Annotated in this window: 15 protein-coding genes and 2 pseudogenes; 11 read left to right on the top strand and 6 right to left on the bottom strand. The window is 58.3% G+C overall.

Annotated elements, in window-relative coordinates; all coding sequences use genetic code 11:
• Positions 1-10: 10 nt before the first annotated feature.
• From pstA to L0976_RS23885, 3 genes are read right to left on the bottom strand one after another with little or no spacing between them, the layout of a single operon-like run.
• Entirely contained in the window at positions 11-958 is a 948-nt protein-coding gene (gene pstA / locus L0976_RS23895; RefSeq protein ID WP_046802479.1) for a phosphate ABC transporter permease PstA, read from the bottom strand.
• Positions 958-1,881 carry a phosphate ABC transporter permease subunit PstC gene (gene pstC / locus L0976_RS23890; protein ID WP_046802480.1) on the bottom strand — a complete coding sequence of 308 codons (924 nt, stop codon included), beginning with the start codon at positions 1,879-1,881 and terminating at the stop codon, positions 958-960. The genes pstA and pstC overlap by 1 nt, the downstream gene beginning before the upstream one ends.
• Positions 1,882-1,936: 55 nt before the next feature.
• Complete coding sequence (locus L0976_RS23885; RefSeq protein ID WP_094542225.1) at positions 1,937-2,974, bottom strand: PstS family phosphate ABC transporter substrate-binding protein; 1,038 nt, start codon at positions 2,972-2,974, stop codon at positions 1,937-1,939.
• 363 nt (positions 2,975-3,337) lie between these two features.
• On the opposite strand from L0976_RS23885, the gene phoB reads away from it, so the two are divergent.
• From phoB to glp, 8 genes are all read left to right on the top strand, one after another.
• Positions 3,338-4,030, top strand: a complete 693-nt coding sequence (gene phoB / locus L0976_RS23880) for a phosphate regulon transcriptional regulator PhoB (RefSeq protein WP_046802482.1) — start codon at positions 3,338-3,340, stop codon at positions 4,028-4,030.
• Between the two features lie 239 nt (positions 4,031-4,269).
• Positions 4,270-5,130 (top strand): periplasmic arsenite-binding protein AioX, encoded by an 861-nt coding sequence (gene aioX, locus L0976_RS23875; RefSeq protein WP_046802483.1) that lies wholly within the window; start codon positions 4,270-4,272, stop codon positions 5,128-5,130.
• Entirely contained in the window at positions 5,127-6,593 is a 1,467-nt protein-coding gene (aioS, locus tag L0976_RS23870) for an arsenic sensor histidine kinase AioS (RefSeq protein WP_094542224.1), read from the top strand. Before aioX ends, aioS begins: the two co-directional genes overlap by 4 nt.
• The gene (gene aioR, locus L0976_RS23865) at positions 6,583-7,911 is read left to right on the top strand and encodes an arsenic response regulator transcription factor AioR (RefSeq protein ID WP_234189472.1); all 1,329 of its coding nucleotides are present in this window, start codon (positions 6,583-6,585) and stop codon (positions 7,909-7,911) included. Before aioS ends, aioR begins: the two co-directional genes overlap by 11 nt.
• Before the next feature lie 155 nt (positions 7,912-8,066).
• A complete protein-coding gene (locus tag L0976_RS23860; protein ID WP_094542222.1) occupies positions 8,067-8,576 on the top strand; it encodes an arsenate reductase (azurin) small subunit in 510 nt (169 codons plus the stop codon).
• A 12-nt stretch (positions 8,577-8,588) separates the two neighbouring features.
• Complete coding sequence (locus L0976_RS23855) at positions 8,589-11,126, top strand: arsenate reductase (azurin) large subunit (protein WP_094542221.1); 2,538 nt, start codon at positions 8,589-8,591, stop codon at positions 11,124-11,126.
• A gap of 91 nt (positions 11,127-11,217) precedes the next feature.
• The gene (locus tag L0976_RS23850; RefSeq protein WP_094542220.1) at positions 11,218-11,601 is read left to right on the top strand and encodes a cytochrome c family protein; all 384 of its coding nucleotides are present in this window, start codon (positions 11,218-11,220) and stop codon (positions 11,599-11,601) included.
• A gap of 77 nt (positions 11,602-11,678) precedes the next feature.
• Complete coding sequence (glp, locus tag L0976_RS23845) at positions 11,679-12,977, top strand: gephyrin-like molybdotransferase Glp (RefSeq protein ID WP_234189470.1); 1,299 nt, start codon at positions 11,679-11,681, stop codon at positions 12,975-12,977.
• A 142-nt stretch (positions 12,978-13,119) separates the two neighbouring features.
• Here glp and L0976_RS23840 read toward each other — a convergent pair.
• A pseudogene (locus tag L0976_RS23840) lies at positions 13,120-13,430 on the bottom strand (type II toxin-antitoxin system RelE/ParE family toxin).
• On the bottom strand, positions 13,427-13,678 hold the full coding sequence (locus tag L0976_RS23835) for an antitoxin (RefSeq protein ID WP_094542217.1): 252 nt from the start codon (positions 13,676-13,678) through the stop codon (positions 13,427-13,429). Before L0976_RS23835 ends, L0976_RS23840 begins: the two are co-directional and overlap by 4 nt.
• A gap of 50 nt (positions 13,679-13,728) precedes the next feature.
• On the opposite strand from L0976_RS23835, the gene L0976_RS23830 reads away from it, so the two are divergent.
• From L0976_RS23830 to L0976_RS23820, 3 genes and pseudogenes are all read left to right on the top strand, one after another.
• Positions 13,729-15,051: a multicopper oxidase family protein gene (locus L0976_RS23830; protein ID WP_234189469.1), complete on the top strand. Its 1,323-nt coding sequence runs from the start codon at positions 13,729-13,731 to the stop codon at positions 15,049-15,051.
• A 31-nt stretch (positions 15,052-15,082) separates the two neighbouring features.
• Positions 15,083-15,558: pseudogene (locus L0976_RS23825) on the top strand (plastocyanin/azurin family copper-binding protein).
• 18 nt (positions 15,559-15,576) lie between these two features.
• On the top strand, positions 15,577-15,861 hold the full coding sequence (locus L0976_RS23820; RefSeq protein WP_234189535.1) for a copper-binding protein: 285 nt from the start codon (positions 15,577-15,579) through the stop codon (positions 15,859-15,861).
• A 38-nt stretch (positions 15,862-15,899) separates the two neighbouring features.
• Here the strand turns inward: L0976_RS23820 and L0976_RS23815 are convergent.
• A partial coding sequence (locus tag L0976_RS23815; protein WP_234189468.1) for a hypothetical protein occupies positions 15,900-16,241 on the bottom strand: 342 nt, incomplete at its 5' end.

Genomic DNA, 16,241 nt, shown 5'->3' with positions numbered 1-16,241 from the left:
CCGATCTCAGTTAAAGGCCGAGCTTGCGTCGAAGCCGGAAGCGTATCCAGATGGCGATGGCATTCATGCCAAGCGTCATGAACATGAGCACCACGCCAGTGGCCGCCGCGTTGACGTGGAACGCTGCCTGCGGCCGCGATATCCAATTGAACATCTGGATGGGCATCACGGTGAATGGCGCATTGAGCCAGTCAAAGTTGATGAAGGGAAAGCTTGCGCCGACGGGAGAAGGCGGCAGGAAGGCGATAAATGTAAGGGCGCCGATCGTTATGATCGGTGCGGTTTCCCCGATAGCGCGAGACAATCCGACGATTGCACCAGTTAGAATCCCAGGTCTTGCAGCCGGTAGAATGTAGTGCCACATCGTCTGCCATTTGTCGGCCCCGAGGCCGAAGGCACCTTCGCGGATTGTCTGCGGTATCGCCCGGATGGCTTCTCTCGTTGCAACGATGACGATCGGGAGGATCAGCAATGCCAGCACCATACCGGCGACAAGCACCGTACGGCCGAGATCCGCGAGATAGACGAAGAAGCCAAGTGCGAGCAAACCGTAGATAATCGACGGCACGCCGGCGAGATTCGTGACGTTGATCTCGATGACGTCAGTCAGCCAGTTCTTCCTGGCGTACTCTTCCAGATAGAGGCCCGCACCCACACCGAGCGGAATTGCCAGTAGCGCCGTGACGAACATGACGAGGCATGTCCCGACCCAAGCCGAAAGAATGCCTGCGCTTGCCGGGCGCCGCGACGGAAACTCCGTCAGGAAGGCGTAGTCGATGCGTCCAAGGCCATCATAAAAGAGATCGGCGATGAGCGCGATCAAAAATGCCATCACCACGAACAGGATGACTAGGCCCATGCTGGCAAAGACAAGGTCGTTTCGCCTTGCGCGACTGACAAGTAGAGCCTGCGGATCCTTGTCCTGAAGTACGATAGGGCTGTCGGCGCTGATAGTCATCAGTAAGCCTCCCGGAAGCGACGGCGAAGAAAGAAGCCGATGATGTTGAAGAACAGCGTCAGGACGAAGAGTGCGAGGCCTGCTGCGAAAATGGTTTGGTAGGCTAGCGAGCCGTGAGGCAGGTCACCGAGACTCATCTGCACGATGTATGATGTAATTGTCGCTGCACCTTCACGAGGATCGGCCGTCAGATTCGGATTCTGACCTGCAGCGATAGCAAGAACCATTGTTTCGCCAACCGCCCGTGACATGCCCAGAAGATATGCGGCAGTTATGCCGGAGAAGGCTCCTGGAATGATCACCTTGAAAGAGGTCTGCAGCCTTGTCATGCCCAAGGCATAGGCCCCTTCCCTCAGCGAAGCAGGAACCGCTCGCATGGCATCTTCGCTGATCGAGACGATGTAGGGCATGATCATGATGCCGAGCACGATCCCCGGAGCAAGGAGATTGAAACCCGTCAGCCCGGGTATGAACGTCTGGAGGAGCGGCGTGATAAACAAAAGAGCAAAGTAACCGAAGACGACAGTCGGGACGCCACCAAGCAATTCCAGCACCGGCTTTACGGTTTCGCGGACGGCCGGGCGCGCATACTCACTGAGGTAGACGGCGAGGCTAGTTCCCAAGGGGATGGCAATCAGGATCGCGATCCCCGCGGCCCAGAGTGTCGCTGTAAGAAGTGGCAAAATGCCATATCGCGGCTGCGAAAAGACCGGCGTCCATTCCGTATCCGTGAGGAAGGTCCACAAGGACACTTCAGTGAAGAAATTCCAGGACTCACTTACGAGCACGTAAATGATTGCCGCGGTCACAAACACCGAGAGTGCGGCGGACAAGAAAAGCAAGACGCGCATCGTCAGGTCGATGAAACGTCGGCGTTTCAGAAATGCTTCGCTTGGATGATAGGCGTCGAGCGTCGTTGACATCTTGTTCTCCGGAATCAGCAGCCGCGATTGCGCGCGGCTGCTGGAACGATCGGGATTAGTTCGCTGCGTCTGCGACGAGATCGGTAACGGTGACGCCAACCTTGGACCCACCTTCGAAGTGGCTGCCGGTGACGCGCTTTTCGAACTTCTTCAGAGCAAGGCCAGCTGCTTCGGCAGGCAGGGCGACGTAGCCGACCTCGCTGACCAGTTCTTCCTGGTTCTTGGCGTCGAACAGGAACTCGGCGAATGCGCGCACATGTTCCTTCTCGTCGGCCGCCTTCTTGGAAGCGTAGTAGAACAGCGGACGGGTAAGCGGCTGGTAGGTGCCATCGGTTGCTGTCTCGATCGACGGCGCTACACACGAACCGTCGGCCTGCTTGATTTCGACAGCCTTCACCTTGCCAGCATTCTCGGTCAGATAGGCGAGACCCAGGAAGCCGATCGCATTCTTGTCGCCGCCGACGCCCTGGATCGTGATGTTGTCGTCCTCTGTCGCGGTATAATCACCGCGGCTGGCATGCTCTTTGCCGTTAATGGCGAACGTGTAGTAGTCGTAGGTTCCGGAATCCGTGCCGGCGCCGAAGAGGCCGAGCTTGGCGTCAGGGAATTCGCCGCGGACCTGGTTCCAGTTCGTGACCTTCCCCTGTGCTTCGGGTTCCCAAATCTTCTTCAGTTCCTCGACGGTCATGCACGTCGCCCAGTCGTTCGCCGGGTTTACGATCGTTGCGAGAGCATCGATTGCGACAGGCAGCTCGATGAATTCCACGCCGTTCTGCTTGCACAGCTCGATCTCGTCGGACTTGATCGGACGGGAAGCGCCGGTGATGTCGGTTTCGCCGCGGCAGAACTTCTTGAAGCCACCGCCCGTGCCAGAAGACCCGACGGTCACCAGCGTCTTGCCGGCTTGAGCCTTCTGGAACTCTTCAGCCATGGCTTCGGAAATGGGGAATACGGTGCTCGAGCCGTCGATCAGCACTGTCGGCGCCTGCTGCGCAAAAGACGGGGCAACGAGGAGGCTGAGAGTAACGATCGAAGCTGCGGAAGAGGCGAAGGCGGCGCGCGCCGGGCGAAAGGTTTTCGTGTTGTGTGTCATGACGACCCTCTGTGAATTCAGAAAAGCTGAACGCGACATCCGCGAACGCAGGGCGGTCATAGTATTGTTGGATGACAGTTTTATGTCAATCAAGTATAGTATGGTATATCCGGATAGATTGATATTTGAGCTGGAAGGTTTTTACTTGATTAACACATGATTTGACGAAAGATTATCCTGAATTTAACCGTAGAGATGCGTCGCTCATGATGCACCCATGATGGCGAGAGGTTTGCAGGATATCCCGAAATCCTCACGATGACAATCATATTTCCAGATTTCTAGATATTTTGCGTTTGTCACAAAACTGAAGCGTCACTGTAATAAATCGCCTGACAGCCGCGAAACTAAGGAGCGAAGCTGATGTCCCCAAAGGTCATGATCGTCGAAGACGAGGAAGCGCTGAGTGTTCTGCTCCGCTACAACCTCGAGGCCGAAGGATACCTTGTCGAGACAATCGGCCACGGCGAAGAGGCTGACATAGTTCTTCAGGAAAGCGTGCCGGATCTGCTAATTCTGGATTGGATGCTTCCCGGTGTATCCGGAATCGAACTTTGCCGCCGTCTACGCGCCAGACCAAACACGGAGCGGCTCCCCGTCATTATGCTGACGGCACGGGGGGAGGAGACAGAGCGTGTGCGGGGATTGGCGACAGGTGCGGATGACTATCTGGTGAAGCCATTCTCGACTCCGGAACTTATGGCCAGGGTGAGAGCTCTGCTGAGGCGTTCCAAACCAGCATTGATCTCGTCCATTTTGCGCTATGCTGACATCGAGCTTGACCGGGAAAGCCATCGTGTCCATCGCGAGCGCCGTGAAGTCAGGCTCGGTCCGACCGAGTTCCGTCTCCTCGATTTTCTCATGGCGTCGCCGGGGCGCGTCTTCTCCCGAGCACAGCTCCTTGACGGCGTTTGGGGTCACGATCTCTATGTAGACGAAAGAACGGTCGACGTTCATGTCGGCCGGCTCAGAAAAGCCCTTAACTTTGCCAACAAGCCAGACCTGATCCGGACCGTCAGAGGCGCCGGTTATTCAATGGATACAGGTTTGAATTAAAATTTCACCGCTCCCGGTCTGTGTCTGCACCCGTCCCGGATAGTTGCAAAAAGGTGGTAGCGAGCGAAATCCTGAGATCCATGCAACCAGCACCTCAATCCCGGAGGAGCGGTTGGACAATCTGTCTGATGACAGTACAATTGATTTAGGCTCTGGAGGAGAGCTGAGGGAGGTCGTCGGTGTCAAATCGAGACCACACGCGCGGTCGGTACGCCGACAAGTGTCGTATCTCGCGCCGTATGGCGATAGGCGGAGCTTTGTCCGCGATATGCTTCGCCGGATCGCCTGCGGGAAGCGAGTTGCTGTCCGTGCCGCCGCGACCTGGTGTGATCCGGTTTGGGTTGACACCCGTCTTTCTATCGAATGACCTGGAAGTGCTGGACGAACTACAGGCCTACCTAGTCCGCGCTGTCGGTCAAGAAGTACAACTTGTCACACAGCGTACCTACCAGGAAGTCACTGCCCTCCTGGTCTCGGGGAATCTTGAGGCCGCCTGGATTTGCGGCTACCCGTTCATGAAGTTCCGGGAGGAGCTGGAGCTGGTTGCCACGCCATTGTGGCGTGATAAGCCGCTTTACCAATCCTACCTCATCGTTGGTCGACATCGTGACATCCAGGCCTTTGATGACTGTCGTGGGGATATTCATGCGTTCTCCGACCCCGATTCCAATTCCGGCTACCTCGTCACGAAAACCTATCTGGCCGAACGCGGCGTCTCCGAGGAAGGCTTCTTTCGCAAGTCATTTTTTACCTACGGCCACCGCAATGTGATCCGGGCAGTGGCTTCCGGCCTTGCCGATTCCGGGAGCGTTGATGGGTACGTCTGGGAAGTCATGGAACAGACCGAACCGGAACTGCTCTCGAAAACGAGGGTGCTGGTGAAGTCTGACTGGCACGGCTTCCCGCCCATCGCAGCCGCCGCACGACAGCGGGAAAGCCAGCCGGTTGCCAGAATAAGAAACGCGCTCCTGCAAATGCACAGCGACGAGCTGGGCCGAACGGTGCTTGAGCGCCTCCAGCTTGACGGGTTCACTCAGGTTCCACCCGAAAGCTACGAAAGTATCGCGGTCAACATGGAACGAGTTCGGAGGCTGGGGTGAGCCTCATCGAGCGCGTTCGCGGCATTCCCTTGACGGTTCGGGTCCCGGTAATGGTGGCATCCCTGATGATCGTCGTCAGCCTCATCATCTCTGAACGCGTATTGGCTCGCCTTCATGACATGCAGGAACAGCATCTGAACGGCGTCGTGGGAACCTATTTCGATGGCTTGTCTACCGCTCTTATCCCGGCTGTTTTGCGGCAGGACGTATGGGAAACCTATGACCTGCTCGACCGCACCCGTACGATGTTTGCGGCCGTGTCTCCGATCGAGACGGTCGTGACTGGACGTGATGGCATGGTACTGGCTTCCAGCGATCCGCACGCTATTCCGGTACTTTCCGAAGTTCCCCCGGCCTTCGCTGACCGAGGCAATGACGATGAAATCCGCATCGAATGGCAGTCGAACACCGGGTTCGGGATCAGGCAGCTCCTTTATCAGGGAAAGTCGATCGGGACCGTACACGCCTCTTTCGACATCACCCATCTTGTCGCGGAAAGGCGCCAGGTTCTCCAGACGCTTCTTGCGACGAATGCTGTGTTGGCATTCGTGTTTGCCGCAGTTGGATACGTCTTGACCAGACGTATGGTCAGGCCGGTGGCGACATTGGCACAACACATGCGCTCTGGTGCGGCCGGACAGCCCTATACCATTCCAGCTGAAGAATTTCCGTATCGCGCGGGTGAACTCGCCGATCTGTTTCATGGCTTCAACGCTTTGGTACAAGCCGAGCAGCAGCGCAGCGCACTCACGCGTCGATTGGCCGAGGAGGAGAAGCTTGCCAGTTTAGGACGGCTCGCATCCAGCATGGCCCACGAGATCAATAATCCGCTCGGAGGACTGTTCAACTCCATCGACACGTTGAAGCGACATGGGGCAAACGAAGGCGTACGGAGCACCAGTGTGTCCCTTCTGGAACGTGGTCTCGGCGGTATTCGCGATGTTGTACAGGCAGCACTGGCAACATACCGGCCGGACCGCTCCGGAAAGCCTCTCGTCCTACAGGATCTGGAAGATGTGCGCCTACTGGCTGGCCCCGTCATTTTGAGCCGTAGACAAACGATGCACTGGGTGAGCAGCCCATCCAATCTCACCCTATCTGCCCTGCCCGGCTCGACTGTGCGGCAAGCACTTTTGAACCTCGTGCTAAATGCAAGCGCCGCCGCGGGCGATGACGGCACGATTTTTGTGGAGACATGCCTCAAGGAAGACGGCTCGACGTTGATCCTCTCCGTTGCCGATACGGGGCCGGGCCTGCCGAAGGCCGCAACCAATGTCCTTACATCGCCAGATCCATGGCCCGCCGCTCAGTCAGCTGGAGGGCTTGGCCTGTGGATGGTCCGGAAGCTGGTGGATGAAGCCGGCGGACATATCCGTTTGTCGAGGACCGAAGCCGGCCTGACCGTCATTGAATTACACTTGCCGATATTGATTCCTGGGGAGGAAACTAGCCATGCAGCGTGAAACAGGGCGCATCGCCATACTCGAGGACGATCCCATCATGGGAGAGTCGCTCATCCAGCGACTTTCGCTTGAGGGCCACAAGGTGAAATGGTGGACGAAGGGAGAGCAGGCTATGCGCGAGCTCGCCAGCGGATCTGAATCGTTCGACCTCGTCGTTTGCGACATCCGCCTTCCAGACATGAATGGTGAAGAGGTTTTCCGCCAGGCCAGCCGCGATACCGCAACACCCTTTTTATTCATGTCTGGCTACGCCGATATAGATCAGGCGGTGCGTCTGATGCGCAGTGGTGCGGTCGACTTCATCACCAAACCGTTCGACATGACGGCTTTCCTCGATCGCGTCTCATCAAGCTTAAGGAGCAAGCGGCAGGATGAGCCCAATAGCTCCCTCGGCATCTCCCGCGCCATGCGCGAGGCCGAACAGATGTTGCGGCGTTATGCCTCTCATCCCCTCCCCGTTCTCATTCAGGGAGAGACCGGCACTGGCAAGGAAGTCAGCGCCAGGTTTCTGCATCAGTTATCAAAGCGTGCGCTCGCCCCTTTCATCGCCGTAAACTGCGCAGCCATTCCAGCCGAACTGCTGGAAAGCGAGCTTTTCGGCCACGAGAAAGGAGCATTTACGGGTGCTCACCAACTTCATCGCGGCTACGCGGAACGTGCCGGCGAAGGTATTCTCTTCCTCGACGAGATCGGTGATATGCCGCCTGTTCTGCAGGCGAAACTTCTTCGTCTCATCGAGGATGGTTGGTTTCATCGGGTCGGCAGCGAAACATCCATCCCGTTCAAGGCACGCATTGTCTGTGCCACCCATCAGGAGATTGGCAGCGACGGCAGTTCCTTTCGAAAGGACTTGTTCTTTCGTCTTTCCGCCCTTCCAGTCATGCTTGCACCACTGCGTGAGCGACAGGAAGACATCCTGTGGCTCGCTCAGCGCTTTCTCGAGGAGATCATGCAGATCAGGGAGACCTGCGTTCGGGGCATCAGTACGCTTGCCGAGGACGCAATGCTTGAACACTGTTGGCCCGGGAATGCCCGCGAGCTCCGCAATCGGCTGGAACGCGCCGCTGCTCTGTCGGAAAATCTGCTCGTGATGCCGGCGGATCTATTCCCCGAAGTTGCCAAAGTATCTGATACGCCGCGGATCGGAACACTCTCCGATGCGCGGGACGCCGCAGAGCGCCGACAGATCCTGCGGGCGCTAAGCGCAACCGGCGGACAGATTTCTCAGGCCGCAGGACATCTCGGCATTTCTCGTACAACTCTCTGGGAGAAAATGACGCGTTTCGGAATAGAAGCTAGTGAACGTTCGGCCAACTGAACAGCCGTGGTTACTGGCCGTTTGGAAAACCGAACCCCCACGTGGAAGATACGCGAAAAAGGCGCGCTAAATCAGCCCTCTACTTGTTGGCACAGCTATTGCAACGCTCCCTTCGACATTCAATGGAGGAGGATCGCATGTCACGCTGTCGAAACATGGTCGATATCGGTCGACGCCAGTTCCTGCGCGGAGGGGCATTGGCCGCCGCGGGCGCTAGTGTGGTCGTCACGGGCGTCGGCGCGCCACAGGCAAGAGCCGCTACCGCTGCGGCCGGCGTGGACTATCCCGCCAATCGTCTCGCCAACATCTCGGACCTCAAGCTGAACGAACCTTTCGACGTTGCCTATCCCGATGAAGATGCCTCGGGCGTTCTTCTCAAACTCGGGACGCGCGTTGAAGGCGGGGTCGGTCCCGATGGCGACATCGTCGGCTTTTCTACCATCTGTCCCCACAAGGGCTTTCCGCTGAGCTATTCCGCCGACAACAAGACATTCAACTGTCCCGGCCATTTCTCGGTGTTCGATCCTGAAAAGGGGGGCCAGCAGGTCTGGGGCCAAGCGACGCAGAACCTGCCGCAATACGTGCTCCGCATCGCCGACAATGGCGACATCTTTGCCGAAGGCGTCGATGAGCTCATCTACGGCCGTCTGTCCAACGTTCTATAAGGGAAGAAGATCATGGCCTTCAAACGTCACATTGACCGTCTGCCGATCATTCCCGCGGACGCCAAGAAGCACAATGTCACCTGCCACTTCTGCATAGTCGGCTGCGGCTATCACGCCTATACCTGGCCGATCAACAAACAGGGCGGCACGGATCCGCAGAACAACGTCTTCGGCGTCGATCTGTCCGAGCAACAGCAGGCGGAAACCGATGCCTGGTATTCGCCGTCCATGTACAATGTCGTAAAGCAGGATGGCCGCGACGTTCATGTCGTCATCAAGCCGGACCACGAATGCGTGGTGAACTCCGGCCTCGGTTCCGTTCGCGGAGCCAGAATGGCCGAAACGAGCTTTTCCGAAGCTCGCAACACCCAGCAACAGCGCCTGACGGATCCCCTCGTCTGGCGCTACGGACAAATGCAGCCGACGAGCTGGGACGATGCGCTCGATCTTGTTGCCCGCGTGACGGCGAAGATCATCAAGGAGAAGGGTGAGGACGCTCTGATCGTTTCGGCCTTCGATCATGGCGGCGCCGGAGGCGGCTACGAAAACACCTGGGGCACGGGCAAGCTCTATTTCGAGGCCATGAAGGTCAAGAACATCCGTATCCACAACCGCCCGGCCTATAACTCGGAAGTCCACGGTACCCGCGATATGGGCGTCGGCGAGTTGAACAACTGCTACGAGGATGCCGAACTGGCCGACACGATCGTCGCGGTCGGCACCAATGCACTGGAGACCCAGACAAACTATTTCCTCAATCACTGGATCCCGAACCTGCGCGGCGAAAGTCTCGAGAAGAAAAAGCAGATCATGCCGGACGAGCCGCATGAAGCGGGCCGGATTATCATTGTCGATCCGCGCCGCACGGTGACCGTCAATGCGAGCGAGGAAACGGCTGGCAAGGACAACGTCCTGCATCTCGCGATCAAATCCGGCAGCGACCTGGCTCTATTCAATGCCCTGTTTACATACATCGCCGACAAAGGCTGGGTTGACCGCGAATTCATCGACAAATCGACCTTGCGGGAAAGTGTAGCACGGCCGCCGCTTTATCCCGCGCGAGGCGGATCGGACAGCAAGCCTGGACATTTGTCCAACTTCGAGGATGCCGTCGAAGGATGCCGCATATCCATGGAGGAAGCCGCAAAAATCACGGGGCTGGACCAAGCCCAGATCATCAAAGCCGCCGAATGGATTGCCATGCCGAAGGAAGGCGGCAAGCGTCGACGCGTCATGTTCGGCTACGAGAAAGGCCTGATCTGGGGCAACGACAATTACCGCACCAACGGCGCGCTGGTGAACCTGGCACTCGCCACCGGTAATATCGGCCGTCCCGGCGGCGGCGTCGTTCGCCTCGGCGGGCACCAGGAAGGTTACGTGCGCCCCTCCGACGCCCATGTCGGTCGGCCGGCGGCCTATGTCGATCAGCTGCTGATCGGCGGTCAGGGCGGCGTCCATCACATCTGGGGCTGCGACCACTACAAGACCACGCTGAACGCGCATGAGTTCAAGCGGGTCTACAAGAAGCGCACGGACATGGTGAAGGACGCCATGAGCGCTGCGCCCTATGGCGACCGCGAGGCCATGGTGGATGCCATCGTCGGCGCCATCAACCAGGGTGGTCTGTTCGCCGTCAACGTGGATATCATTCCGACCAAGATCGGCGAAGCCTGTCATGTCATCCTGCCGGCGGCCACGTCAGGCGAGATGAACCTCACCTCGATGAACGGTGAGCGGCGTATGCGGCTGACCGAGCGCTACATGGACCCGCCCGGTCAATCCATGCCGGACTGCCTGATTGCCGCGCGGCTTGCCAACACCATGGAACGCGTACTGACCGAGATGGGTGACACCACCTATGCCGGCCAGTTCAAGGGCTTCGACTGGCGGACAGAAGAAGACGCCTTCATGGACGGCTACAACAGACACGCCCATGGCGGCGAGTTCGTCACCTATGAGCGCTTGAGCGCCATGGGCACCAACGGCTTCCAGGAGCCGGCCACCCGTTTTGCAGACGCCAAGATCGAGGGCACGCAGCGGCTCTATACCGATGGCGTGTTCTCGACCGATGACGGGAAGGCGCGCTTTATGGATGCGCCGTGGCGCGGACTGCAGGCACCGGGCAAGCAGCAGCAGAAGGACAATTACAAGTACCTGATCAACAACGGACGCGCCAATGTCGTCTGGCAATCCGCCTATCTCGACCAGGAAAACGACTTCGTCATGGATCGTTTCCCCTATCCGTTCATCGAGATGAACCCGGCCGACATGGCGGAAGCGGGGCTCAAGGAGGGCGATCTCGTCGAAATTTACAATGATGCCGGCGCGACCCAGGCCATGGCCTATCCGACACCGACAGCCCGTCGCGGAGAAACCTTTATGCTGTTCGGTTTCCCGACCGGCGTACAGGGCAATGTGACCAGTGCCGGGACGAACGAGCTGGTCATCCCGAACTACAAGCAGACCTGGGGCGATATCCGCAAGATTTCGGATGCTCCGCGGAACGTGGCTCACCTGACCTTCAAGTCGAAGGAATACCAGTCGGCTTGAGGACACCAGCGAGTGGCCCCTGCCACTCTTCCCTCCAGACGTGGGCGGCCACTAGCGCCGCCCACTCCTTCAAAACATATGGACAATTCAAATGCGGAAACTGTTTTCGATAGTCTCATTGTGTCTGATTGCAACATCCCCGGCCATGGCCGAGGGCGAAGCGGAAAAAGGCGCGGTCGTTTTCAAGAAGTGCACCGCCTGCCATGCTGTCGGCGAGGGTGCGGCCAACAAGGTCGGTCCTGAACTGAATGGCATCATCGGCCGCAAGGTCGCAGGCGTCGAGGGCTTCAACTATTCGCCCGCCTTCAAGGCGAAGGCCGAAGAAGGCTGGACCTGGGACGAGGCTCACCTAACCGAATATCTCGCCAATCCCAAGGCCTATATCAAGGGAACCAAGATGGCCTTCGCCGGCCTGAAGAAGCCTGAGGATGTGGCCGACCTCATCGCCTATCTGAAGACATTCAGCACCCAGTGAAGCTCTGGTGTCGCGACCTCGGAAAAAGAGGTCGCGATCTCCACAGCTGTGCCCGTGATCTTTGCTGGGAGGCCTCAATGAATTTTATTCTAACGGACCGCGCCGCGTTGTTCGACCGCGCTGCGCTCGACTGCGGGCAAGCCTACGCTGCTCGCCCCATGCTGTCGGTTGCCGATGCGGTGAGCCGCGCCATCAGCCTCTGTCGGCCCGTGACCGCCAGCGAAAATCTAGAACTGTTCTCTGCTGCGGGAAGAGTTGTGGCCGCCGACATCCGCTCGCCCTGTGCCTTGCCGCGCTTTGATCATTCGGCGATGGATGGGTTTGCGGTCCGCTCGGCAGATTTTTCCGGCAGTGGTCCCTGGACCTTTCTGGTCGCAGACAGAGTGGCAGCCGGAGATCAGGCCAGCAGCCGCAGTTTCGAAAGTGCTGAGGCCGTGGAAATCTTCACCGTCGCGATGATCCCGGCCGGTTTCGACGCCGTGATCATCCGTGAAAAATGCTCGCGGCACGATCGCGAGTTCACCACCGCCTACCGGCCCCGCCCAGGCGAGAACATCCGCAGGGCGGGCGAAGACGTCGACCAAAACTCTCTGCTGTTCAAGGCCGGGACGGTTCTGACAGCACACCGGATTGCGCTGCTCGCGGCCGCAGGCTTGTCTCGGATTTCCATCGTTCGAAAGATCCGACTCGGGTTCATCACAACAGGCTCTGAACTGAAAGAGCCGGGTGAGCACCTGGCAGCTGGCCAGATCTACAATTCCAACCGCTACCTTCTCGCCTCCATGCTGTCGCATCCCTGGCTTGAAGTCCGCGATCTCGGGGCGACGCCGGACACGATTGAGGCGACCACCGATATCATTCACAGCGCTGCTACGGAGCACGATATCGTCGTGACGTCAGGCGGGATGTCCAAGGGTGGCGAGGATCATGTGCGGGACGCGCTAACACGCAGCGGCGGGTCGCTCGGCGTGCTTGATGTCGCCATGCGGCCGGGTAAGCCGGTTTCCTTCGGCACGCTGGGGTCGGCGCTCTTTATCGGGCTTCCTGGGAATCCCATGGCCGCCGCCGTGACACTTGACAAGATTGCGCTGCCGGCGATCAGGGCTGTGGCCGGGATCGAGCGTTTGGATCCCGTCTGGATGCCGGCGATCTCCGACTTTGGGTTGCGCAAGAAGGAGGGCCGAACGGAATTCGTCGCCGTCCGCCTTCAGAGTCGCGACGCTTCTGGCACTCCCCTGCTTGCAATGCTGGGCCGCGGATCGTCGGGAAGCCTGTTGCCCATGGCCCATGCCGACGGTCTGGCAATCCTGCCACCGGAGCTCGTAACCCTAGAACGGGGCATGCCCTTGCGTTTCGAGCCATTTGCCATCGGGTAATCTCTTAAAAAATCTCATCACGCCACTCGAAGCGTCAGATTCGCTGCTCTTGAAGGGATCCGAACCGACGACACCTTTTTGATCGCTCGAAGACAAGGGCTTATCTAGCACGCGCGCAGGAGTTCCTCCCGTCGTGAAAACATCACTCGTTTAGACGGTCAGCCAACGCCTCATGAGATCCATTCGTTCGTGAAGAATCGCTACGATGAGAGCGGGCGCATGTTCTCGAGGCAGACAGAAGAAGTAGTGGTGCTGGCATCGCGCCATCCGCAGCGCCGGATAGAGTGCGCTCAGATCCTTGAAGGGAACTTTGCCCGCGGCAATGTCCTCCATTCCTCGCTCCAAAGCCGAGACGTAGTGACGTACCTGGGCGGCACTCCATTGTGTCCGTGTGTAACGGATTACCGAGCGAAGATCGGATTCTGCCTCTGCGGTCAGGATGTAAGCCGTCAAGCGCGACCTTCGGCGATCTCCTCGTCGAGGATCTCACCTACGGTTTTGGTCGACAGTTTTCCGGCGAGCCCCTCACTGATGCGCGTATTCATCAACGTCTTTAACTCTTCCCAGGCCAGTTCTCCCTCGACGTCGCCAGGAAACAGGCGCTCAAGTGCGTACTGCTTGATTGTCTTGCCCTGCAGAGCGGCTAGCGCTTTGAGGCTTTGATGTTGTTTGTCCGTTATGTCGATCGTCAAGCGGCTCATTTCACATACTCCCGAAGTGACGGACCCACATTAGCACATATGTGGTTTAGTTGCCACCATTGCAGCGTTATCGTAAGACCTGGGCGCAAACGTCCAACATGGGCTTGCCGGAAGCCGCTCTCATGGACTCGGCGGCCACGCAAACCCCGGTAAAGCCGACGGTCGGCCCAGATTACAATCCGGTCGTCACCCTCAACGGTTGGACCTTGCCGTTCCGAATGAACAACGGGGTGAAGGAATTCCACCTCGTTGCCGAGCCGGTGGAGCGGGAGATGGCCGAAGGCATGACCGCATATCTTTGGGGGTACAACGGCCAGTCACCGGGTCCGACCATCGAAGCAGTCGAAGGCGACCGGGTTCGCATTTTCGTGACCAACAAGCTGCCGGAGCACACGACCATTCATTGGCACGGTATGATCCTGCCGTCGGGGATGGATGGTGTTGGCGGGCTGTCGCAGCCTCACATCCCCTCTGGCAAGACCTTCGTTTACGAGTTCGATCTCGTGAAATCCGGCACCTTCATGTACCACCCGCACTCGGACGAGATGGTACAGATGGCGATGGGGATGATGGGCTTCTTCGTCATCCATCCCCGGGACCCGAAGTTCATGCCGGTGGATCGGGATTTCGTCTTCCTGCTCAGCGCCTATGACATCGATCCGGGAACATACGTGCCCCGGATCATGGAAATGACCGACTTCAACCTCTGGACGTTCAACACGCGCGTCTTTCCAGGGATCGATCCGCTCGTCGTTTCCAAGAACGACAGGGTTCGTGTTCGCGTCGGTAACCTGACGATGACGAACCATCCAATCCACATGCACGGCTACGATTTCGAGGTGACCTGCACCGATGGCGGCTGGGTCAGGCCGGAGGCGCGCTGGCCCGAGGTCAGCATCGACATCCCTGTCGGTGCGATGCGCGCCTACGAGTTCGACGCGAAGTACGTCGGCGACTGGGCGATCCATTGCCACAAGTCGCATCACACCATGAATGCCATGGGTCACGAGATCCCGACATTCATCGGGGTCGACAAGAAGGAGGTTGCAAAAAAGATCAGGCAGATCCGTCCCGAATACATGCCCATGGGGACGGCCGGCATGGCGGATATGGGCGAAATGTCGATGGAAATACCGGAGAACACCGTCCCCATGATGACCGGGTGGGGTCCCCACGGCCCGATCGAAATGGGCGGCATGTTCTCCGTGGTGAAGGTCCGCGAGGGTATCTCAGCGGACGACTACAGCGATCCGGGTTGGTACGAGAACCCTCCCGGCACGCAGGCGTGGGAATGGACCGGGAGCTTGCCCGAGCCTGTCAAAGCGAAAGATGCCAAGACACAACTTCCGTCTGGCCATTCCAATCACGGTTAACTTCCTCCCAGAAACGACAAAGGAAACGATTATGAAACGCATTCTAGTTGGTCTGCTACTCTCAACGTTTGCCACCGCTGCTTTTGCATCCGGTTCGCATGAGGGCGGTCATGGCGAAATGGCCGTTGGCGAACCCGGTGAAAAGGCCAAGGCGTCCCAGACCATCCGTGTCACGATGAAGGAAACGGATGACGGCAAGATGATCTTCACACCAAGCACCTTCAAGGTCCGCCAGGGCCAGACCGTTCGCTTCGCGATCAAGAATGCGGGCGAGGTCGATCATGAATTCGTGCTCGACCAGGAAGACAAGATCATGGAGCACAAAGCCGTGATGGAGAAATTCCCGGAAATGGAACACGAGGATCCGAACGCCATTCGCCTCGCGCCCGGAAAATCCGGCGAGATCGTCTGGAAGTTCACCAACGACGGCGTGTTCAAGATCGCCTGCCTCGTTCCCGGTCACTACGATCCGGCATGCACGGCGACGTCACGGTCGCGAAGAAATAAGGAGCAACAGAAATGACGATGAAAGCTATCACAAGAATCACACTCGCCGGCGCCGTCGCCTTCGCCTTCGGCACCGCCGCCTTCGCGCAGGAATTCACCAGCGGCACGGTCAAGAAGCTGGACGATAAGGCGAAGAAGGTCACGCTCATCCATGAAGAGCTGAAGAACCTCGAGATGCCGGCCATGACGATGGTATTCCAGGTCGCTGATGACGCGATGCTGGAAAAGCTCAAGGTCGGCGCAAAGGTCCAGTTCGTTGCCGAGCGCGTCAACGGAAAGCTGACTGTCACCCAGGTCAAGTGAAGCACAGGGCCGCGCTGGATGCAGCGCGGCCCCGTTCCTCATGAGACCGGCAGGAGGCAGAAGGTGCGCCAGAGATCCTGCTTCCAATCCCCCGGCTCGGGCGAATCCGACAGCATAAACTCTGATTGGCCGATCATGACGGCCTTCGGCGCGGCGCATCGTACCTTTGCAAGGTGGGCGCTGTGGTCGATGAATCTGATCTGACCCTCGGGTCCGCGCTCCGTGAGCGCGACTTGCACATCGAAATTATATTCCGGGTCAAGAGAGGTTGCCGCGACGGTCACGGACAGGCTGATGGTCGTTTCATCCGCGAAATAAGACGTATGAAACGGCTGATCCTCTTGGGCATTTGACGCCGACACCAGCAAAGCCAGAACGAC

This window comes from Shinella sp. NM-101, assembly GCF_021401195.1.
Lineage (GTDB): Bacteria > Pseudomonadota > Alphaproteobacteria > Rhizobiales > Rhizobiaceae > Shinella.
The sequence above is the reverse complement of the archived record's forward strand: the minus strand, read 5'-3'. Positions and strand labels throughout refer to the sequence as shown.